The sequence below is a fragment of the Microbacterium sp. genome (assembly GCF_044508325.1).
GTDB lineage: Bacteria > Actinomycetota > Actinomycetes > Actinomycetales > Microbacteriaceae > Microbacterium.
In genome coordinates, this window is sequence record NZ_JBIQHX010000009.1 from 1 (window position 1) to 19,854 (window position 19,854).

19 protein-coding genes and 1 tRNA gene are annotated in these 19,854 nt (G+C 70.7%); 5 read left to right on the top strand and 15 right to left on the bottom strand.

The window, feature by feature from the left end:
- The 10 genes from ACIWQI_RS08895 to rplU form a co-directional block, all read right to left on the bottom strand.
- Nucleotides 1-76: transfer RNA gene (locus ACIWQI_RS08895), tRNA-Ala, on the bottom strand.
- 65 nt (nucleotides 77-141) lie between these two features.
- Entirely contained in the window at nucleotides 142-492 is a 351-nt protein-coding gene (gene rsfS, locus ACIWQI_RS08900; RefSeq protein WP_396656973.1) for a ribosome silencing factor, read from the bottom strand.
- A 23-nt stretch (nucleotides 493-515) separates the two neighbouring features.
- Nucleotides 516-1,514, bottom strand: a complete 999-nt coding sequence (locus tag ACIWQI_RS08905) for a hypothetical protein (protein WP_396656798.1) — start codon at nucleotides 1,512-1,514, stop codon at nucleotides 516-518.
- On the bottom strand, nucleotides 1,511-2,110 hold the full coding sequence (nadD, locus tag ACIWQI_RS08910; protein ID WP_396656799.1) for a nicotinate-nucleotide adenylyltransferase: 600 nt from the start codon (nucleotides 2,108-2,110) through the stop codon (nucleotides 1,511-1,513). The genes ACIWQI_RS08905 and nadD overlap by 4 nt, the downstream gene beginning before the upstream one ends.
- 9 nt (nucleotides 2,111-2,119) lie before the next feature.
- A complete protein-coding gene (locus ACIWQI_RS08915; protein ID WP_396656800.1) occupies nucleotides 2,120-2,347 on the bottom strand; it encodes a hypothetical protein in 228 nt (75 codons plus the stop codon).
- A 61-nt stretch (nucleotides 2,348-2,408) separates the two neighbouring features.
- Nucleotides 2,409-3,668, bottom strand: coding sequence for a glutamate-5-semialdehyde dehydrogenase (locus ACIWQI_RS08920; protein WP_396656801.1), 1,260 nt, complete (start codon nucleotides 3,666-3,668; stop codon nucleotides 2,409-2,411).
- A gap of 2 nt (nucleotides 3,669-3,670) precedes the next feature.
- A complete protein-coding gene (proB, locus tag ACIWQI_RS08925; RefSeq protein ID WP_396656802.1) occupies nucleotides 3,671-4,483 on the bottom strand; it encodes a glutamate 5-kinase in 813 nt (270 codons plus the stop codon).
- Nucleotides 4,480-5,988 (bottom strand): GTPase ObgE, encoded by a 1,509-nt coding sequence (obgE, locus tag ACIWQI_RS08930; RefSeq protein ID WP_396656803.1) that lies wholly within the window; start codon nucleotides 5,986-5,988, stop codon nucleotides 4,480-4,482. The genes proB and obgE overlap by 4 nt, the downstream gene beginning before the upstream one ends.
- A gap of 84 nt (nucleotides 5,989-6,072) precedes the next feature.
- Nucleotides 6,073-6,330, bottom strand: coding sequence for a 50S ribosomal protein L27 (gene rpmA / locus ACIWQI_RS08935; protein WP_396656804.1), 258 nt, complete (start codon nucleotides 6,328-6,330; stop codon nucleotides 6,073-6,075).
- Nucleotides 6,331-6,349: 19 nt separating this feature from the next.
- Entirely contained in the window at nucleotides 6,350-6,658 is a 309-nt protein-coding gene (gene rplU, locus ACIWQI_RS08940; protein ID WP_396656805.1) for a 50S ribosomal protein L21, read from the bottom strand.
- Nucleotides 6,659-6,841: 183 nt separating this feature from the next.
- Here rplU and ACIWQI_RS08945 point away from each other — a divergent pair, with 183 nt between their 5' ends.
- Nucleotides 6,842-7,120 (top strand): DUF4031 domain-containing protein, encoded by a 279-nt coding sequence (locus tag ACIWQI_RS08945; RefSeq protein WP_396656806.1) that lies wholly within the window; start codon nucleotides 6,842-6,844, stop codon nucleotides 7,118-7,120.
- Here the strand turns inward: ACIWQI_RS08945 and ACIWQI_RS08950 are convergent.
- Nucleotides 7,117-9,405 (bottom strand): Rne/Rng family ribonuclease, encoded by a 2,289-nt coding sequence (locus ACIWQI_RS08950; RefSeq protein WP_396656807.1) that lies wholly within the window; start codon nucleotides 9,403-9,405, stop codon nucleotides 7,117-7,119. The genes ACIWQI_RS08945 and ACIWQI_RS08950 overlap by 4 nt on opposite strands.
- 318 nt (nucleotides 9,406-9,723) lie before the next feature.
- Here ACIWQI_RS08950 and ACIWQI_RS08955 point away from each other — a divergent pair, with 318 nt between their 5' ends.
- Entirely contained in the window at nucleotides 9,724-10,347 is a 624-nt protein-coding gene (locus tag ACIWQI_RS08955) for a vitamin K epoxide reductase family protein (protein ID WP_396656808.1), read from the top strand.
- Nucleotides 10,348-10,374: 27 nt separating this feature from the next.
- Nucleotides 10,375-11,148 carry a hypothetical protein gene (locus ACIWQI_RS08960; protein WP_396656809.1) on the top strand — a complete coding sequence of 258 codons (774 nt, stop codon included), beginning with the start codon at nucleotides 10,375-10,377 and terminating at the stop codon, nucleotides 11,146-11,148.
- On the opposite strand, the gene ndk is transcribed toward ACIWQI_RS08960, so the two are convergent.
- From ndk to ileS, 4 genes are read right to left on the bottom strand one after another with little or no spacing between them, the layout of a single operon-like run.
- Nucleotides 11,149-11,565, bottom strand: coding sequence for a nucleoside-diphosphate kinase (gene ndk / locus ACIWQI_RS08965; RefSeq protein ID WP_396656810.1), 417 nt, complete (start codon nucleotides 11,563-11,565; stop codon nucleotides 11,149-11,151).
- Between the two features lies 1 nt (nucleotide 11,566).
- Complete coding sequence (locus ACIWQI_RS08970; RefSeq protein ID WP_396656811.1) at nucleotides 11,567-11,992, bottom strand: DUF4233 domain-containing protein; 426 nt, start codon at nucleotides 11,990-11,992, stop codon at nucleotides 11,567-11,569.
- Nucleotides 11,992-13,329: a bifunctional folylpolyglutamate synthase/dihydrofolate synthase gene (locus tag ACIWQI_RS08975; protein ID WP_396656812.1), complete on the bottom strand. Its 1,338-nt coding sequence runs from the start codon at nucleotides 13,327-13,329 to the stop codon at nucleotides 11,992-11,994. Before ACIWQI_RS08975 ends, ACIWQI_RS08970 begins: the two co-directional genes overlap by 1 nt.
- Nucleotides 13,326-16,709 carry an isoleucine--tRNA ligase gene (gene ileS / locus ACIWQI_RS08980; protein WP_396656813.1) on the bottom strand — a complete coding sequence of 1,128 codons (3,384 nt, stop codon included), beginning with the start codon at nucleotides 16,707-16,709 and terminating at the stop codon, nucleotides 13,326-13,328. Before ileS ends, ACIWQI_RS08975 begins: the two co-directional genes overlap by 4 nt.
- 325 nt (nucleotides 16,710-17,034) lie before the next feature.
- Between ileS and valS the strand changes: the two genes are divergently transcribed.
- Both valS and ACIWQI_RS08990 read left to right on the top strand, forming a co-directional pair.
- The gene (gene valS / locus ACIWQI_RS08985) at nucleotides 17,035-19,611 is read left to right on the top strand and encodes a valine--tRNA ligase (RefSeq protein WP_396656814.1); all 2,577 of its coding nucleotides are present in this window, start codon (nucleotides 17,035-17,037) and stop codon (nucleotides 19,609-19,611) included.
- On the top strand, nucleotides 19,611-19,850 hold the full coding sequence (locus ACIWQI_RS08990; RefSeq protein WP_396656815.1) for a hypothetical protein: 240 nt from the start codon (nucleotides 19,611-19,613) through the stop codon (nucleotides 19,848-19,850). Before valS ends, ACIWQI_RS08990 begins: the two co-directional genes overlap by 1 nt.
- Nucleotides 19,851-19,854 lie beyond the last annotated feature (4 nt).

The following is a 19,854-nucleotide window of genomic DNA, read 5'->3' on the forward strand; positions in this document are numbered from 1 at the left end:
TGGTGGACCTGAGGGGACTCGAACCCCTGACCCCCTGCATGCCATGCAGGTGCGCTACCAGCTGCGCCACAGGCCCGGACGCCGCTCCGTCGTGCGGAGCAACTCGACCAGATTACTACATCTCCGACGGCGCCGAATGCGCTAGCCGTTCGCCGCCCGCGCCGGCAGTTCGATGGGCACGGCCGGGCAATCCTTCCACAGGCGCTCCAGTCCGTAGTACACCCGCTCCTGCTCATGGAAGACGTGGACGACCAGGTCTCCGAAATCCAGCAGCACCCAGCGCGACTCCTCGCGCCCTTCGCGCCGCAGTCGCTTGTGGCCCGCTTCGAGCAGCTTGTCCTCGATCTCGTCGGCGATGGCGGCCACGTTGCGCTCGCTGCGGCCGGTGACCAGCAGGAAGATGTCCACCAGCGGCAGCGGTCCCGATACGTCCAGCGCGACGAGATCCACGCCGCCCTTGGCATCCGCCGCCGCGGCGGCGACATCCAGCATCGTGCGCGGACCTGCGCCTGGACTCACGAGAACACTCCGGTGACGAACGCGACGATGAGCACGCCGATCAGCGCGGCCGCCAGCACGCCGGCGGTCACCGCGAGCCCGAGCATGAGCTTTCCGCCCTTCTCGGGCGCCGGCGGGCGGATCATGTCTCCGGTGCCCTTGACCGTGCTCACCGCGGCGCTGGCGGCGATGGGGGTGGGAGAGGATGCCGCCGGCAGCTCACCGTCGATCAGCACGGCATCCACGTCCTTGCCGTCGGCCGCGCCGTGCGCGTGCCCCTGCGAACCGAGCCCGTCCGGCAGCGCGAACGTGCCCGTGATGAGCACTTCGCCGGTCGCCGTCACCGGCGAGGTCAGCGGCGCGCCCGTCGGCGTGAGGATGAGCGCATTCGGCGTGGCGACCGATCCCGTCGTCGACGAGCCCCGTGCGATGAGCTCGTCGAACGACGGCGGCAGCGGCGCGGCCGGCTCGGGCGAGTCCAGCAGAGTCGCTCCGAACCCGGGGCGGACCACCGGCCGGATGTCCGCATCGGTGGGCTCGGGCGCGGACTCGTGCTCCTGGTCGCGCTCGGCGACCACCGTGGGACTGGACACCGGCGAGGCTGCCGGACGCTCGGCCACCGGAGCGGATGCGGGCGCGGGGCTCCACGTCGCGGCGGGCTGCGCAGCGGGGGTCTGCGGGGCGGGCGGGGTCGTCTCGGTCATCGGCGAGATGACCGGCACCGACGCCGTGCGGATCCGCTCCTGCTCGCGGGCCTGACGTCGCGTCAGCGGCGCCACACCCAGGTCGACCTGGGCGTCGGGCCGCGGCGGCGGGGAGGTGACCGGCTCTTCCGCCGGGCGGGGCAGGTGGACGGCGGGAGCCGGGGGCTGCGGGGCGGGCGGCGCTTCGGGCGCTGCCGCTTCCGGCTCCGTGCTCGTGGCGGGCGTCATGACAGGCGTCGCGCCGGTCATGCGGATCTCCCGCAGCTGCTTGCGGGTCAGTCCCGGACCGTGCGGCTGTTCGGGTGTGCTCATGCCGTGCTCCGATAGAGGTGGTGCTTTGCAATGTATTGGACGACGCCGTCGGGGACGAGGTACCACACCGGGTGTCCGCGACGCACGCGCTGCCGGCAGTCTGTGGACGAGATCGCCAGCGCAGGGATCTCGAGTCGGGAAACCTTCCCCTCCGGCAGCCCGTCGGTGTTCAGGACATGGCCCGGCCGGGAGACGGCGACGAAATGTGCGAGATTCCAGAGTTCATCATGCTCCCTCCAACTGAGAATCTGCGCAATGGCGTCTGCACCGGTGATGAAGAAGAGCTCGGCATCCGGTCGCTGCCCGCGCAGATCGCGGAGGGTGTCGATCGTGTAGGTCGGTCCGGCGCGGTCGATGTCGACGCGGCTGACGGTGAACCGCGGATTGGATGCCGTCGCGATCACCGTCATGAGGTAGCGGTCCTCGCTGGGTGAGACCTCGTCCTTCTGCCACGGACGGCCGGTGGGGACGAACACGACCTCGTCGAGCCCGAAAGACTGTGCGACCTCGCTCGCTGCGACCAGGTGACCGTGGTGGATGGGGTCGAACGTCCCGCCCATCACGCCGATCCGCGCAGCGCGCCCCTCGCCCGACATGCAGTCGACCTAGTGGCCGGCCTCCGCGTCCGCTTCGCCTGCCCGCACCAGCGTCTGACTGCGGGCGTAGGCCTCGGCCTTCGCGGCGTGCCGGTTGGAGACATCCCGGTACGAGAAGGTCACGAGCGCTCCGATCCCGAACGCCGCAAGGGCGACGATCGGAAACCAGATCGTCTCGAGCATGACGTTGCCGTGCTGTCCCTCCGCGGCCGCGGCGACGATCGTAGCGAACTGCATCGTTTCTCCATTCAGGACGGGGGCGCCCCGGGAACGGGCGGCACCCCCTCGAGTCTAGTCGTCACGGCCGCACTTGTCCGGTTCCGCGCGCGAGCCACTTGGTGCTGGTGAGCTCGGGCAGACCCATCGGACCGCGGGCGTGCAGCTTCTGCGTCGAGATGCCCACCTCGGCCCCGAACCCGAATTCGCCGCCATCGGTGAAGCGGGTGGACGCATTGGCCATGACGACGGCCGAATCCACCTCGGCGAGGAAGCGCTCGGCGGTGGCCGGGTCGTCGGTGATGATCGACTCCGTGTGGTGGGTCGAGTACCGCCGGATGTGATCGAGCGCCTCGTCGAGGTCGTCGACCACGCGCATCGCCAGGTCGAGGCTGCCGTACTCGGTGCCCCAGTCCTCGTCCGTCGCGGCGACGACGCCCTCGGCGAGCCGGGCGACGTGCTCGTCGCCGTGCACCGTGACCCCCTGATCCTGCAGCGCCGCCACGACCGGCGACACGATCCGCTCGGCGGCGTCCCGGTGGACGAGCACGGTCTCCACCGCGTTGCAGACACTGGGCCGCTGCACCTTCGCATTCACGACGATGTCGCGGGCCCGCTCCAGCGGTGCGGAGGAGTCGAGGACGATGTGCACGACGCCCGCCCCGGTCTCGATCACAGGGACCGAGGACTCGGTGACCACCGTCTCGATCAGCTGCGCGCTCCCCCGCGGCACCAGGACGTCGACCAGCCCGCGGGCGCGCATCAGCTCACGTGCGCCGTCGCGCCCGAAGTCGTCGACGGTCTGGATCGCGTCGGGATCCACGCCGCTGTCGGCGAGCGCCGCGCGCATCACGCCGATCAGCGCCGCGTTGGACTGCTCGGCGGCCGAGCCCCCGCGCAGCACGACGGCGTTCCCCGAGCGCAGCGCCAGCGCCGCGATGTCGACGGTGACGTTCGGTCGTGCCTCGTAGATCGACCCGACCACCCCGAACGGCACCGACACCTTCGTGAGCCGCATCCCGTTGGGGAGCGTGCGCTCGTCCAGCACCCGCCCGACCGGATCCGGCAGGGCCGCGACGTCGCGGACCGCGGCGGCCAGGGCGGCGACGCGCGCGCCGTCCAGGCGCAGCCGATCCTGCAGCGCCTCGGACAGCCCGCCCTCGCGACCACGGGCGAGATCCTCCGCGTTCGCGGCGATGATCTCGGTGGCCGACGACTCGATCGCGTCCGCGATCGCGTGCAGCGCATCGCGCTTCTGCTCGTCGGTCAGCAGTCCCACGCTGCGGGCGGCGTCCTTCGCCAGCTGCATGCGCTCGCGGGCGGTCGTGGCGGTCGTCGTCATGCCTACAGTGTATCGACGGGGCTCGTGACGGCGGCCGGCCGCGGCGCGAACCAGGTGCCGATCTCATCCCCCGCGAGCGCCTGCGCGACGAGGTCGGCGGCGGTGACCAGCACCCCGATTCCGGATGCCGCGGCAAGCCGCGCGGCCGAGACCTTCGTCGCCGCTCCCCCGGTGCCCACGCTGTTGACGACGACGGAGCCGAACTCGTGCCCGGCGAGGTTGTCGTCGTGCCCGATGCGGTCGATCGGCTCGGCACCCGGGTCGTCCGGTGGCCGCGTGTACAGCGCCTCCACGTCGCTGAGCAGGACCAGCGCGTCGGCGCCGATCAGCTGTGCGACCAGCGCCGCCAGTCGATCGTTGTCGCCGAAGCGGATCTCATGCGTGGCCACCGTGTCGTTCTCGTTCACGATCGGCAGGATCCGCAGATCGAGCAGGCGCTCCATCGCCCGCTGCGCGTTCGAGCGGTGCACGGTGTTCTCGAGGTCGCCGGCGGTGAGCAGGACCTGGCCGGCGACGATGCCGAACGGACGCAGCGCATCCTGATAGCGGTAGATCAGCACGTTCTGGCCGACCGCGGCGGCAGCCTGCTGCGTCGCGAGGTCTGTCGGCCGCAGGTCGAGGTCGAGATATGGCATGCCCGTGGAGATCGCGCCGGAAGACACGAGCACGATCTCGGTGCCGCGGGTGTGGGCGCCTGCCAGGGCGTCCACGATGACCGCGATGCGGCCCGAGTTCTCTCCGCTGATCGACGACGAGCCGACCTTCACCACCACTCGGCGGGCGGTGGCGAGGTCCCGCCGCTCCCACGCCGTCATGCCTGGTCCTCGTCGCCCGACCACCCCGCCGCCAGCCGCTCTGCCTCGAGCTCGGCGCGCGCAGCGGCCTTGGCATCCATCAGCTCCCGATAGTGCTCGCGTCGCTGCGCCGTCGTGCGCCGGGTGCTCTGGTCCAGGCGCACGTCGGTGCCGCGCGGAGAGCTGATGAGCTCGGCCGCGGAGCTGAGCGCCGGATCCCAGTCGAAGACGACCCCGTCCCCGGGACCGATCACGACGGTCGCTCCGGGCACCGCGCCGGCGCGGAAGAGCTCGTCCTCGACGCCGAGCTTCTGCAGGCGATCGGCGAGGAAGCCGACAGCCTCGTCGTTGCGGAAGTCCGTCTGCTGCACCCAGCGCTCGGGCTTGGCCCCGAGCACCCGGTAGACCGGGCCCTGCGATCCGCCCTCGACACGGACTGTGAACTCCTGCTCGGCGCCCCGCGGGCGGATGACGATCCGCGGCTCGACGGGAGCGGCGGCGGACGCGGCACGGTGCTCCTCGACCAGCGCCGCGAGCGCGAAGGTGAGCTCGCGCAGGCCCCGGTGGGCGACCGCGGAGATCTCGAAGACGCGGAAGCCGCGAGCCTCGAGATCGAGGCGGACCATGTCTGCGAGCTCCTTCGCCTCCGGCACGTCGATCTTGTTCAGCGCCACCAGCTGCGGCCGGTCGATCAGCGGGACATCGCCTGCGGGCACCGGGTAGGCGGCGAGCTCGGCGAGGATGACGTCGAGATCGGAGATCGGGTCGCGCCCCGGATCGAGCGTCGCGCAGTCGAGCACGTGCACGAGCGCCGTGCAGCGCTCGACGTGGCGCAGGAAGTCCAGGCCCAGCCCGCGACCCTCGCTGGCGCCCTCGATGAGACCGGGGACGTCGGCGACGGTGAAGCGCACGTCTCCCGCCTGCACCACGCCGAGATTCGGGTGCAGCGTCGTGAACGGGTAGTCCGCGATCTTCGGCCGGGCCGCAGAGATCGCGGCGATGAGACTGGACTTCCCCGCCGACGGGAAGCCGACCAGCGCGACGTCGGCCACGGTCTTCAGCTCGAGGACGACGTCGCCCTCCCACCCGGGGGTCCCGAGCAGGGCGAAGCCGGGAGCCTTGCGCTTGGGCGTCGCCAGGGCGGCGTTGCCGATGCCGCCGAGCCCACCAGGGGCCACCACGAAGCGCATGCCCGGGTCGATCATGTCGGCGAGCACGGTGCCGTCGACATCCTTCACCACCGTTCCGACCGGGACCGGCAGCTCGAGCGACTCGCCCGCGGCGCCCGAGCGGTTGTCGCCCATGCCGAATCCGCCGTTGCCGGCGTGCCGATGCGGGGAATGGTGGTACGAGAGCAGCGTCGTCACCTGCGGGTCGGCGACCAGGATGATGTCGCCCCCGTGGCCCCCGTTGCCGCCGTCCGGACCGGCCAGCGGCTTGAACTTCTCGCGGCGCACCGAGACGCATCCGTCGCCGCCCTTTCCGGCGCGCAGGTGCAGTGTCACCTCGTCGACGAATGTGACCATGACTGCTCCTGCGTACCCGGATGAACAGCGACGGGACGGGCCGAAGCCCGCCCCGTCACCAGGAATTCTGTGTGCTCGAGTGCCTCACTCGGCCGCGGCGACGATGCTGACGACCTTGCGGCCGCCCTTCGTGCCGAACTCGACCGCACCGGCGGCCAGGGCGAACAGCGTGTCGTCGCCGCCGCGACCGACGTTCGCGCCCGGGTGGAAGTGCGTTCCGCGCTGGCGGACGAGGATCTCGCCGGCGTTGACGGTCTGACCGCCGAAGCGCTTGACGCCGAGTCGCTGTGCGTTGGAGTCACGCCCGTTGCGGGTGGAGCTTGCGCCCTTCTTGTGTGCCATCTCTTCGTGCCTCTTCCGCTTACTTGATGCCGGTGACCTTGACGCGCGTGAGCTCCTGGCGGTGGCCCTGGCGCTTCTTGTAGCCGGTCTTGTTCTTGAACTTCTGGATGACGATCTTGGGGCCGCGCAGGTCGCCGAGGACCTCAGCGGTCACCGTGACCTTCGCGAGCTTGTCGGCGTCGGTGGTGACGGCGTCGCCGTCGACCAGCAGAACCGCCGGCAGCTCGATGGTCTCGCCCTGGGCGGCCTTCACACGGTCGAGCTGGATGACCGTGCCGACCTCGACCTTCTCCTGGCGACCACCGGCGCGCACAACTGCGTAAACCACTTCATACCTGTTTCTTCGGGAGCGCACGCGCTCGAATTCCTGCTCGGGGAGGTCCGACGACCCGGTGCGGATGTCTCGACGCACCATCGAGCGAGTTTACCGGATCCGGGACCACACGCGCAAAGCGACGCCGGTTCCGACCCTCGGTCTGTGCGCTTTCACAGGATGCTTAGACTCAGGCGCGTGGCGATCCTCATCGACGACCCCCGCTGGCCCGCGCACGGGCGGCTGTGGTCGCACCTGGTCAGCGACGCGAGTCTGGACGAGCTGCACGGGTTCGCCGCGGCCAACGGCATCCCACGGCGCGGGTTCGATCTCGACCACTACGACGTGCCTGCGGAGTCGTTCGACAGGCTCGTCGCCGCGGGCGCGCAGCACGTCGACGGGCACACTCTCGTGCGCCGGCTCATCGCCTCAGGACTGCGGATCACCGCCCGGGAGCGCCGCCTGCCGGAGCGCTAGTCGCCCTCCGGACGCACCACCGGGGTACCGGTGAGCGCCGCAGTGGTCACCCGCCGACGCGAACGCCCCTGTCCGGGTGCCTTCGGCTCGGGAAGCGCGTCCAGCACCGAGTCCAGCAGGAGCTCCGCCTCCGACTTCGGGCGCGACGGCTCCTGGCGCTTCTTGCGCTTCTTGCGCTCCGGCGCCGGTGCGTCCTCGACGGGCGTGGGCAGCTCGATCACCGGCGTGGTCGCCGCCTCGGTGCCGGTCTCCTCGTCCTGGGACGGGACGTCGTGCGGCTGGATCGTCGATGCCGCGATCTGCGCGAGCGCCGACTTCACGCCCTCGGTGATGACGTGCGTGCCGTTGGCCGGCGTCGCAGGCGCCCCCGAGCCGGAGCGGGAACGACGCCCCGATCCACTCGATCCGCCCCGGTGCTTGACGACGGGGTCGTGATGAACGATGACGCCGCGACCCGCGCACACCTCGCACGGCTCGCTGAAGGTCTCCAACAGGCCCAGGCCGAGCTTCTTGCGCGTCATCTGCACGAGTCCGAGCGAAGTCACCTCGGCGACCTGGTGCTTGGTGCGGTCGCGGCTGAGGCACTCGACCAGTCGCCGCAGCACGAGGTCGCGGTTGGACTCGAGGACCATGTCGATGAAGTCGACGACGATGATCCCGCCGATGTCGCGCAGCCGCAGCTGACGGACGATCTCCTCGGCGGCTTCGAGGTTGTTCTTGGTGACGGTCTCCTCGAGGTTCCCGCCGGTGCCCACGAACTTCCCGGTGTTGACGTCGATGACCGTCATGGCCTCGGTGCGGTCGATCACCAGCGACCCGCCCGAGGGCAGCCAGACCTTCCGGTCCAGGGCCTTCTCGATCTGCTCGGTGATGCGGAACTCGTCGAACGGGTCGCCGTCGCCCTCATAGGTCAGCACCCGGTCGAGCAGATCCGGTGCCACGCTCTCCAGGTACTTGGTGATCGTGTGCCGCGCGTCCTCGCCCTGGATGAGCATCTTCGAGAAGTCCTCGTTGAAGACGTCGCGCACGATCTTCACGAGCAGATCGGGCTCCGCGTGCAGCAGCGCCGGAGCCTGCTGGGTCTCGGTCTGCCGGGCGATGTACTCCCACTGGGTGGTGAGGCGGTTCACGTCCCTCGTGAGCTGCTCCTCGGTGGCCCCCTCCGCCGCAGTGCGCACGATGACGCCGGAGGACTCGGGAAGCACCTCCTTGAGGATCTTCTTCAGGCGTGCCCGCTCGGTGTCGGGAAGCTTGCGCGAGATGCCGTTCATGGCTCCGCCCGGCACGTAGACCAGGTAGCGGCCGGGCAGCGAGATCTGGCTGGTCAGGCGCGCACCCTTGTGGCCCACCGGGTCCTTCGTGACCTGCACGAGCACCTTGTCACCGGTCTTGAGTGCGAGCTCGATGCGGCGGGGCTGGTTGCCGGTCTCCACCGCATCCCAATCGACCTCGCCGGAGTAGAGCACGGCGTTTCGTCCGCGCCCGATGTCGACGAACGCGGCCTCCATGCTCGGCAGCACGTTCTGCACACGCCCGAGGTAGACGTTCCCGATCAGGGAGGCGTCCTGGGCGCGCGCGACGTAGTGCTCGACGAGGACGTCGTCCTCGAGCACCGCGATCTGGATGCGACCGTTCTTCGACCGCACGACCATCACCCGGTCGACCGCCTCGCGGCGTGCCAGGAACTCCGCCTCCGTGACCACCGGGCGCCGCCGGCCGGCCTCCCGGCCGTCGCGTCGCCGCTGCTTCTTCGCCTCGAGACGCGTCGATCCCTTGATGCGCTGCGGCTCGGTGACGTACTCGACGGCGCGCTGCCGGCCGCGATCCGAACCGCCGCCGGACGACGAGTCCGAGGAGTCGCCCCCACCGCGCCGACGACGGCGGCGCGAACCCGATCCGGAATCCGGGGCTTCCGGCCCCGGCAGAGCGGGCAGAGGCGTGATCTCCGGAGCGTAGAAGTGCAGCTGCGTCGAGACCTGCGAGACGAACACCTCGGGCAGCAGGCCCAGCGTCACCGCGGTGACCGGCTCCGCCTCGTCCTCGGTCTCCGACGCGGCCGCCGGCTCCGGCTCGTTCCCGGCCTCCGACGCGGCCGCCGGCTCGTCCCCGGTGTCGGGCTCCGCGGCGGCAGGCTCGCCTTCACTCTGCGGCTCGGCTCCGGGGGCATCCCCTTCCGGCGTCTCGGATTCCGACGGCGTGTCCTCGGCGGACTCGAGGGTCAGATCCGCGCCTTCCGGCTGTGTCTCGGGGTGCTGGTTGTCGTTGTCATTCGTGTCATCAGCCATCTCTGGCGCACTCCCTGCGGGACGACACCGCGCGTCGCCCGGCGAAAATCGTGCGGTGCCGCCCCGGCCCGTGCGGAACGGGGTTCGGTGCCGCGAACTCACTCGGTCTGCAGCCGATCCGGCCCCTGTGGCCGGCATCGCTGCTTGGGCGTTCGTCGCCCGAAGTCTCTGTGGCGATGCGGTGCGCGGCGCGGCCGCGCGATGCATCGACAGCCATTATCGCATGAAGGCGCCGCCGGCGCGCGGTGTGCGGCGCGCAGGCGGTTCGGAGGCGAGGTGCGGCACGAGCCCGCAGCTGCACCTGCGATAATCGCAACCATGCCCGAGGCCCGTCCGCACAGCCCCACCCGACCGACGGCCCTGGCCGTGTGGCTGATCATCGCCGGAGCGATCGGCTGGTGGGCGGCCTTCCAGCTCACGCTGGAGAAGATCCAGGTCCTCGCCGACCCCGACCACAGCGCGGCGTGCGATTTCAGCGTCCTCGTCCAGTGCACGGCGAACCTCAACTCGTGGCAGGGCAGCGTCTTCGGGTTCCCCAACCCCCTCATCGGCCTCGCGTGCTGGGTGGCCCCCATCGTCGTCGGCTGCGCGATCCTGGCCGGTGCCCGGTTCGCACGCTGGTTCTGGTGGCTGTTCGAGCTCGGGATGCTGTTCGCATTCGTGTTCGTGTGCTGGCTGATCGCCCAGAGCATCTTCAGCCTGGGCACCCTCTGCCCCTGGTGCATGGTCACGTGGGCGGTCACGATCCCGTCGTTCTACGCCGTCACGCTCCACCTGCTGCGCACCGGCATCCTGCCGGCTCCGGCATCGGTCCGCCGCGGCGCCGCACGGCTGATGGCATGGGTTCCGCTCATGGCCATCGTCAGCTACGCGGTGATCGTCCTCCTCGCCCAGGTGCGCCTGAACGCGCTCGACAACATCTTCGCCACGCTGTTCGGCTGAGTCGGCGCCGACCGGTACCGTAAGCAGATGCATCGCATCGCCGCCCTGCTCACCGTCCTGGCCGTGGCCGCCCTGACGCTCGTCGCCTGCAGCTTCGGCGGGCAGTCCTGTGTCCACCGCCTCGACATCGCCCCGCAGAGCGCTGCCCCCGGCAGCATGGTCACCGTCTCGACGGTCGACGAGTGCGACGCGGAGGTGCCCGAAGGCGGCTGGGTCCTGCTGCTCGCCCCCGCGGGATCGCCCGAGCAGGGCGTGCGCACGACCGTCCAGGCCACCACCGGCGAGGGCTTCACCGCCGAGCTGATGGTCCCTGTCGACATGCCGATCGGCGAGGCGTTCGTGGCCATCGACAACTGGGACTACGCGGACTGCGAAGACCCCGGGGCGACCTGTGCGAGCGCCTCCGGCGACTTCGTCGTGGAGCAGTACGAAGGGCAGGGTCGATCGCAGCTGCTGACCAGGTGCCTGCCCGGCGAGATCGCCGTCGAGACCGCCTCCGTGTCCGCGGGCGAGCGGATCGTCGTCACCGGTGCGCCGGGCGACTGCCGCGAGGCATCCGAGGCGATGGATCTGAGCTCGGTCGTCTACCGTCTCGCCCTGTACGACCGCACGCTGACGGAGCTGGCGTCGGTCGACGCGCCGCTGGCCGCCGACGGAGCGCTGCGCGCCGAGCTCGTGGTGCCCGCGGGCACCCCGGCCGGTGCAGTCCTGGTCGAGGTCGTGAACTTCTTCGAGCTCGTGCCGTGCGCGCCGGGCGCCGACTGCGCGGACGTCACCGTCCGCCTTCAGGTCACCGACTGATCAGCGGAACCAGATCGCGAGCTCGCGCGCGGCCGACTCGGGACTGTCCGAGCCGTGGACGAGATTCTGCTGGACGGGCAGCCCCCAGTCCCGCCCGAAGTCGCCGCGGATCGTGCCCGGGGCCGCGACAGTCGGGTCGGTGGCGCCCGCGAGTGAGCGGAACCCCTCGATGACCCGGTCCCCCGCCACGCGGATGGCGACGGCCGGCCCCGACATCATGAACTCCAGCAGCGGCTCGTAGAAGGGCTTGCCCGCGTGCTCGGCGTAGTGGCGCTCCAGCCGCTCCCGATCCGGGTCGACCAGGCGGATGTCGACGAGCGAGTAGCCCTTGGTCTCGATGCGGTGCAGGATCGCGCCGGTGAGGCCGCGCGCGACGCCGTCGGGCTTGACGAGGACGAGGGTCTCTTCCGTGGGCATGTCAGTCTCCGTTCGCGGCGTCGGGTCGGGGGTCGGTCTCGGTCGCAAGCCGGGCGTTGCGCGCATCCAGCTGCATCCCCTTGATGGTGGCATACGCCCACAGCCCGCCGAAAATCAGGAAGACGAGCAGGATCGCCGGCACCAGGAACGCCCCCAGCCCCAGCAGCAGCTGCAGCGCCCAGCCGACCCAGAAGGCCCAGCGGTGCCGCAGCAGTCCGGCGGTGACGATCATCAGCAGTCCCAGGACCGCTCCGGCGACGATCCCCGACCACGACGGGATGGATGCCGGCAGGGCCCCCAGCCCGTAGACCACCAGTCCCGCCAGGAACACGACGACCGACTCGAACCCGAGGACGATCGACCCCAGCGACTCGGCGGCGCCGCGCCGGCGACGGGGGGATGCCGGGGGCCTCTGCGCCTGTGCCATCACTTGTACCCCTCGTCTCCGGCCAATCCGATCGCCTCGCCCGCCAGGACCACTGATCCGGCGATCACGACCGCCCTCCGGTCGGATTCGCCGGCCCACTCCCGCGCGGCGGTGACGGCGTCATAGAGGTCGTCGTGCACCGAGGTCTCGAGCCCCGCCGCGCGGGTGACCGCAGCCAGCTCGCCGGCCGCGGCGGCGCGCTCGGACGGCAGCGGCGTGGTGAACACCCGTGCCACCGCCGGCGCGAGCGCGGCGACGACCCCGACGGTGTCCTTGTCGGAGAACGCGCCGAACACCCAGCCCCACTCGTCGAAGTCGAACGCCTCATCGAGCGCCGTGGCCAACGACCGGGCGCCGTGCGGGTTGTGCGCGGCATCCACGACCATGGTCGGCTCGATCCCGATGAGCTGCAGTCTTCCGGGCGAGGTGACAGCCCCCAGGCCCTCGGCGACGATGCCCTCGTCGATCGGGCGCTCGCCGCCGCCGATCAGCGCCTCCACCGCCACGATCGCCAGGGCCGCGTTCGCTCCCTGGTGTTCGCCGTACAGCGGCAGATACTCGTCGGCGTAGTCGCCGGCAAGGCCGCGCACCGTGATGACCTGACCCCCGACCGCCAGCCGGTCCTCGGTGAGCGAGAAGTCCTCGCCCTCGAACGCGATGCGAGCATCCTGCGCGGCGGCGGCCTCCTTCAGCACGAGCGCCGCAGCCGGGTCCTGGCGGGCGGAGACCGCCACCGCCCCGTGCTTGATGATGCCGGCCTTGATGGTGGCGATCTCACGGATCGTCTCGCCCAGCCGGTCGGCGTGGTCGATGTCGATCGGGGTGAACACGGCGACGTCGCCGTCCGCGGTGTTGGTGGAGTCCCACGAGCCGCCCATGCCCACCTCCAGCACCAGCACATCCACCGGAGCGTCGGCGGCCACCACGAAGGCGAGCACGGTGAGGATCTCGAAGAAGGTCAGTGCGGCATCCCCCTGGGCGGCCAGCTCCGCATCCACGATGTCGATGAACGGCGCGATCTCGTCCCAGGCGTCGGCCACCGCCGCATCGCCGACCGGCTCGCCGTCGACCAGGATGCGCTCGGTGAACCGCTCCAGGTGCGGGCTGGTGAACATGCCGGTGCGCAGCCCGTGCGCCCGGATCAGGCTCTCGATGATCCGCGCGGTGGAGGTCTTCCCGTTGGTGCCGGTGATGTGCACCACCCGGTAGGTGCGCTGCGGGTCGTCGAGCAGCTCGAGCACCCGACGGGTGCGCTCGACGCGCGGCTGCACCCACCGCTCGCCCTGGCGCTTGAGCAGCTCGGCGTAGACCGCGTCCGCGCGCGCCCGATCGCTCACGGCTTCCCCACCTTCGTGACCGCGACGTGGAAGCCGGCCCGGTTGGCGTAGGTGCCCGCGGGCACGTAGCCGACGTGGCCGGGCTCCTGCCCGAACACGAGCGGGTGCCACACCTCCGGCGGCGCATCCGCGGGGATGTGCACGCCGTGGCCGTCGACGAGCAGGGAGTGCTCGACGGCGAGCGTCTCGCCTGCCACGTCGGCCCGCTCGAACGCGGAGGCCACCGCATCGCCGTCCTCGTGACTGGCGAACAGCAGCTGCAGCCGGATCCGGTCGCTGACGTCGAAGCCGGCGGCCTTGCGGGTGTCCTGGACGGCGCGGATGACGTCCCGCGCGAGACCCTCAGCCTCCAGCGCGTCGTCGGTCGTGGTGTCCAGCAGCACGAAGCCGCCGCCGCCAAGCAGCGCCAGGGCCTCCCCGTCGGGGCGGCCCGAGGTCTCGAGCACGAGGTCGTACTCCGCCGGCTCCAGGACGATCCCGCCGGCTGACACCACGCCGTCGGCTTCGGTCCAGTCGCCCGCCTTGGCTGCCTGGATCGCCTGCTGCACCTGCCTGCCCAGGCGCGGCCCCGCCGCGCGGGCGTTGACCGAAAGCCGGTGCGTGATCCCGTACTCGGCCGCCGTCGACTCCCCGTGCTCGACCAGCTCCACGCGCTTCACGTTGAGCTCGTCGCGCAGGATGTCCTCGAAGCGAGCCAGGGCCGCGGCATCCGTCGTCACCACCGTCAGCCGCGGCAGGGGCAGGCGCACGCGCTTGCCCTCCTTCTTGCGCAGGGCGTTGGCCACCGACGACACCTCGCGGACCGCGTCCATCGCAGCGCGCAGCTCGGTCGCGGCCGGGAAGGCCTCCGGGTCGGGCCAGTCCTGCAGATGCACGCTGCGGCCGCCGGTCAGACCCTGCCAGATGCGCTCCGAGATGAGCGGGATCAGCGGCGCCGCCACCCGGGTGAGCGTCTCGAGCACGGTGTAGAGCGTGTCGAAGGCGTCGGTGTCGGTGCCCGCCCAGAAGCGGTCGCGCGATCGGCGGATGTACCAGTTGGTGAGCACCTCGGCGAAGTCGCGCAGCCGGGCCGACGCGGTCGTGGAGTCGAGCCCCTCGAGGTCGGCGGCCACGTCGCGCACGAGGTCGCCGGTCAGCGACAGGATGTACCGGTCGAGCACATCGGCCGAGTCCGTGCGCCAGGTCGCCCGATAGCCGCCGGGGCGGGCCGCGGACCCCGCTGAGCCCGTCGCAGCGTTCGCGTACGTCGCGAAGAAGTACCACGCGTTCCACAGCGGCAGCAGGAACTCGCGCACCCCGGCGCGGATCCCCTCCTCGGTCACGACGAGGTTGCCCCCGCGCAGCACCGAGCTCGACATGAGGAACCAGCGCATCGCGTCCGAGCCGTCGCGGTCGAACACCTCGCTGACATCCGGGTAGTTGCGCAGCGACTTCGACATCTTCAGCCCGTCGCTGCCGAGCACGATGCCGTGGCACGACACGCCGGTGAACGCCGGGCGGTCGAACAGGCCGGTCGACAGCGCGTGCATGACGTAGAACCAGCCGCGGGTCTGGCCGATGTACTCGACGATGAAGTCCGCCGGAGAGTGCGAGTCGAACCACTCGTGATTCTCGAACGGGTAGTGCACCTGGGCGTAGGGCATCGAGCCGGAGTCGAACCACACGTCGAAGACGTCCTCGATGCGGCGCATCGTGCTCCGCCCGGTCGGGTCGTCCGGGTTGGGCCGGGTGAGCTCGTCGATGTACGGCCGGTGCAGATCCACCTCGCCGTCGGCCCCCACCGGCAGGCGGCCGAAGTCACGCTCCAGCTCCTCCAGCGACCCGTAGACGTCGACGCGCGGATGCGCAGGATCGTCGCTGCGCCACACCGGGATGGGCGTCCCCCAATACCGGTTCCGGCTCACCGACCAGTCGCGGGCGCCCTCGAGCCACTTGCCGAACTGGCCGTGCTTGACGTTGGCCGGCACCCACGTGATCTGCTCGTTGCCCGCGAGCATGCGGTCCTTGAAGGCGGTGACCCGCACGAACCAGCTCGACACCGCCCGGTAGATGAGGGGGTTCCGGCAGCGCCAGCAGTGCGGATACGAGTGCTCGTAGCTGGCCTCGCGCAGCAGTCTCCCCCACTGACGCATGAGACGGATCAGGGGCCGGTTCGCGTCCATCCACAGCTGCCCGGCGACATCGGTCACCTGCGGCAGGAACCGCCCGCCGTCATCCACCGAGAGGATCGTGGGGATGCCGGCGGCCTCTGCCACACGCTGGTCGTCCTCACCGAAGGCCGGTGCCTGGTGGACGATCCCGGTGCCGTCGCTGGTGGTCACGTAGTCGTCGACGAGGATGCGCCAGGCCCGCTGCGTGCCCCAGGTCTCGGCGTCCGCGTAGTAGTCGAAGAGCCGGTCGTATGCGACGTCCTGCAGCTCGGAGCCGAGGAGGGTGCGCTCGACCGCCGCGTGCGCATCCTCGGGCGCGTCGTAGCCGAGGTCCTTGGCGTAGCCGGCCAGCAGCTCCTCCGCCAGCAGATACCGATGAGCGGCCGCCGAGCCGGGGTCGTCGCCGGCGGCGACGTCGGCAGCGCCGTTCGGCCCGCCCGGGACGACGACGTACCGGATGTCGGGTCCGACCGCGAGCGCGAGGTTCGTGGGCAGCGTCCACGGCGTGGTCGTCCACGCCAGGGCCCGCACCCCGGTCAGCCCGAGCGTCTCGGCCTTCACGCCGACGAGGGGGAACGTGACGGTCACGGACGGGTCCTGCCGCATCTTGTAGACGTCGTCGTCCATGCGCAGCTCGTGGTTGGACAGCGGCGTCTCGTCGCGCCAGCAGTACGGCAGCACACGGTAGCCCTCGTAGGCGAGGTCCTTGTCGTACAGCGTCTTGAACGCCCAGAGGACCGACTCCATGTACCCCGCGTCGAGGGTCTTGTAGCCGCGCTCGAAGTCGACCCAGCGCGCCTGGCGGGTGACGTACTCCTCCCACTCCCGCGTGTACTCGAGCACGGACGCGCGCGCCTTCTCGTTGAAGGCGGCCACGCCCATGCGCTCGATCTCGTCCTTCTCGGTGATGCCCAGCTGCTTCATGGCCTCGAGCTCGGCCGGAAGACCGTGGGTGTCCCAGCCGAAGACGCGATCGACCTTGTGGCCCCGCATCGTCTGGAAGCGCGGGAAGAGGTCCTTCGCGTAGCCGGTCAGCAGGTGCCCGTAGTGGGGCAGGCCGTTGGCGAACGGCGGCCCGTCGTAGAAGACCCACTCGGGCGCGCCCTCGCGATTCGCGATCGATGCGCGGAATGTGTCGTCGCGCTTCCAGAACGCGAGCGTCTCGAGCTCGATCTCGGGGAAGCGCGGGCTGGGCGAGACCGGCTCGTCCGCGTTGAGGGGGTAGGTCATGTGTCTCTCGCAGGGTCGTGTGCTCCTGCGAGGACGATCGTGCGACCGCGGTACCACCCCGCTTGACGGATGCCCGCGGCATCCACCCTCTTTCACTGCGGCTGTGACGGGCCTGACCCGCTCGGTTCTAGTGAGCTTGCGCCGTTCTTCCGAGAGCTCCCCGGTGATGGCCGGATCGATGCTTTCCCCCACGATTGTAGCCGCCCGCTGCGCCCCCTCATGGCCACGCACGCGGGCCGTGGAGCGCTCCCGGCTAGAATGAGCGGCACATCCCACACTCAGGCACGCTCACACAGTGCCGCACATATCGCACAAGGAGACCCTCATGGCCACGATCCCGGACAAGCCCGCCCTCGAAGGTCTCGAGAAGAAGTGGGATGCGGTCTGGCAGGCCGACGGCACGTACCTGTTCGACCGCGAGGCGGCGAAGGCGAAGGGCCGCGCCGGCGTGTACTCGGTCGACACGCCCCCGCCCACCGCGTCGGGCTCGCTGCACATCGGCCATGTGTTCTCGTTCACCCACACCGATCTGAAGGTGCGGTACGAGCGGATGCGGGGCAAGTGCGTCTTCTACCCGATGGGGTGGGACGACAACGGGCTTCCCACCGAGCGGCGCGTGCAGAACTACTACGGGGTGCGCTGCGATCCGTCGCTGCCCTACGACCCCGAGTTCACCCCTCCCTACGAGGGCGGCGACAACAAGAGCAGCCGCGCTGCCGACCAGAAGCCGATCAGCCGCCGCAACTTCATCGAGCTGTGCGAGCGCCTGACGGTCGAAGACGAGCGGCACTTCGAGGAGCTGTTCCGGCTGCTCGGACTGAGCGTGGACTGGACCCAGACGTACCGCACGATCTCGGACGAGACGCTCCGCACCAGTCAGTTCGCGTTCCTTCGCAACCTCGAGCGCGGCGAGGCGTATCAGGCCCTCTCCCCCACCCTGTGGGACATCGACTTCCGCACCGGCATCGCGCAGGCCGAGCTCGAGGACCGCGAGCAGCCGGCCGCGTTCCACCGGGTCGCGTTCCACCGCACGGACGGCTCGGGAGACGTGTTCATCGAGACGACGCGCCCGGAGCTTCTCGCCGCGTGCGTGGCGCTGGTCGCGCACCCCGACGACGAGCGGCACCAGGCGCTGTTCGGCACGACGGTGCGCACGCCGCTGTTCGACGTCGAGGTGCCGGTGCTCGCCCACCCGCTGGCGCAGCCCGACAAGGGCACCGGCATCGCGATGATCTGCACGTTCGGCGACGTCACCGACATCGTGTGGTGGCGGGAGCTGAACCTCCCCAACCGCACGATCCTCGGGCACGACGGACGGATCATGGCGGAGGCGCCGGACGTCATCGTCACCGACGGCGCCAAGGAGGCGTACGCGCAGCTCGCCGGCAAGACCGTCTTCAGCGCCAAGAAGACCACCGTCGAGCTGCTCCGCGCCTCCGGGGAGCTGGACGGCGAGCCCAAGCCGTTCACGCACGCCGTGAAGTTCTACGAGAAGGGCGACCGCCCGCTCGAGATCGTCTCGACACGCCAGTGGTACATCCGCAACGGCGCCCGCGACGAGGCGCTGCGCGACCGGCTCATCGAACTGGGCCGATCGATGTCGTGGCATCCGGACTTCATGCGCGTGCGCTACGAGAACTGGACCAATGGGCTCACCGGTGACTGGCTGGTCAGCCGGCAGCGCTTCTTCGGCGTGCCGATTCCGGTCTGGTACGCGCTCGACGAGAACGGCGAGCGCGATTACGACCGTGTCCTCACGCCGGACCCGGCGAGCCTGCCGGTGGACCCCACCATCGACGTGCCGCCCGGCTTCACCGAGGAGCAGCGCGGCGTGCCGGGCGGCTTCGACGGCGAGTCGGACATCTTCGACACGTGGGCGACCTCGTCGCTGACACCGCAGCTGGCCGGCGGCTGGCAGCGCGACGAGGAGCTGTGGGACCTCGTGGCGCCCTTCGACGTGCGCCCGCAGGGTCAGGACATCATCCGGACGTGGCTGTTCTCGACCATGGTGCGCAGCGCGCTCGAGGACGACCGCGCGCCGTGGACGGATGCCGCGATCTCCGGCTTCATCGTGGACCCGGACCGCAAGAAGATGTCCAAGTCGAAGGGCAACGTCGTGACACCGGCCGACATCCTGGCCCAGCACGGGACGGACGCGGTGCGCTACTGGGCGGCCTCCAGCCGGCTGGGTGCGGACGCGGCCTTCGACCCGCAGAACCCGACCCAGGTCAAGATCGGTCGCCGTCTGGCGATCAAGGTGCTCAACGCGGCGAAGTTCGTGCTCTCGTTCCCCGTGCCCGAGGGGGCCCGGATCACGCACGCGCTGGACGCGAGCATGCTGGCCACGCTCGACGACGTGGTGCGCGAGGCCACGAGGGCCCTGGACGCGTACGACCACGCCCGGGCGCTGGAGGTCACCGAGTCGTTCTTCTGGACCTTCTGCGACGACTACCTCGAGCTCGTCAAGGAGCGCGCCTACAACCAGGCCGATGTCGGCCAGGCGTCCGCAGCCCTGGCGCTGCGGCTCGCGCTTTCCACCCTGCTGCGCCTGCTCGCCCCGGTGCTCGCCTTCGCGGCCGAGGAGGCGTGGTCGTGGTTCGAGGAGGGCTCGGTGCACACCGCCGCATGGCCCACGCCCCTGGAGATCGACGGCGACCCCGACGTGCTGAGCGCCGTCAGCGCGGCGCTCGTGGGCATCCGCCGGGCCAAGACCGAGGCGAAGGTCTCGCAGAAGACGATGGTGACGACCGCGTCGATCACCGCGCCCGAGAGCGTGATCACGGCGCTGCGGCTCGCCGAGGGCGATCTTCGGGCGGTGGGTCGCATCGAGCAGATCGTCTATCTCAGCGGTGAGGAGCTCGCGGTGAGCGAGATCGTGCTCGCCCCGGCGGAGGAGGGCTGATGCGCCTGGGGACGCGCTGGACCGCGCGCACACCTCCCCCGTCGGCCGTGCCCGAGCGACTGCACGCGCAGCTCGCCGCCGTCGAGGCGACCCTCCCGGCGGGCGACCCGGTGCCACGCTGGACCCTGACCTGGCTCGAGGGCAGGCCGATCGCCGAGCTCGACACCGGTGTCATCGTCACGCTGGACGACGACGGCGAACCCGTCGTCCGGTCCGACCCGGACGACGGGTTCGCCTGAGCAT

Bases quoted from the DNA above. Each gene is read 5' to 3' on its own strand.
- rpmA (WP_396656804.1), bottom strand. From the start codon at position 6,330: ATGGCACACAAGAAGGGCGCAAGCTCCACCCGCAACGGGCGTGACTCC.
- ACIWQI_RS08915 (WP_396656800.1), bottom strand. From the start codon at position 2,347: ATGCAGTTCGCTACGATCGTCGCCGCGGCCGCGGAGGGACAGCACGGC.
- obgE (WP_396656803.1), bottom strand. From the start codon at position 5,988: ATGGTCACATTCGTCGACGAGGTGACACTGCACCTGCGCGCCGGAAAG.
- ACIWQI_RS08955 (WP_396656808.1), top strand. From the start codon at position 9,724: ATGCCCGAGGCCCGTCCGCACAGCCCCACCCGACCGACGGCCCTGGCC.
- ACIWQI_RS08905 (WP_396656798.1), bottom strand. From the start codon at position 1,514: ATGAGCACACCCGAACAGCCGCACGGTCCGGGACTGACCCGCAAGCAG.
- ndk (WP_396656810.1), bottom strand. From the start codon at position 11,565: ATGCCCACGGAAGAGACCCTCGTCCTCGTCAAGCCCGACGGCGTCGCG.
- ACIWQI_RS08990 (WP_396656815.1), top strand. From the start codon at position 19,611: ATGCGCCTGGGGACGCGCTGGACCGCGCGCACACCTCCCCCGTCGGCC.
- nadD (WP_396656799.1), bottom strand. From the start codon at position 2,110: ATGTCGGGCGAGGGGCGCGCTGCGCGGATCGGCGTGATGGGCGGGACG.
- proB (WP_396656802.1), bottom strand. From the start codon at position 4,483: ATGACGGCGTGGGAGCGGCGGGACCTCGCCACCGCCCGCCGAGTGGTG.
- ACIWQI_RS08950 (WP_396656807.1), bottom strand. From the start codon at position 9,405: ATGGCTGATGACACGAATGACAACGACAACCAGCACCCCGAGACACAG.
- ACIWQI_RS08920 (WP_396656801.1), bottom strand. From the start codon at position 3,668: ATGACGACGACCGCCACGACCGCCCGCGAGCGCATGCAGCTGGCGAAG.
- valS (WP_396656814.1), top strand. From the start codon at position 17,035: ATGGCCACGATCCCGGACAAGCCCGCCCTCGAAGGTCTCGAGAAGAAG.
- ACIWQI_RS08970 (WP_396656811.1), bottom strand. From the start codon at position 11,992: ATGGCACAGGCGCAGAGGCCCCCGGCATCCCCCCGTCGCCGGCGCGGC.
- ACIWQI_RS08960 (WP_396656809.1), top strand. From the start codon at position 10,375: ATGCATCGCATCGCCGCCCTGCTCACCGTCCTGGCCGTGGCCGCCCTG.
- ileS (WP_396656813.1), bottom strand. From the start codon at position 16,709: ATGACCTACCCCCTCAACGCGGACGAGCCGGTCTCGCCCAGCCCGCGC.
- rsfS (WP_396656973.1), bottom strand. From the start codon at position 492: ATGCTGGATGTCGCCGCCGCGGCGGCGGATGCCAAGGGCGGCGTGGAT.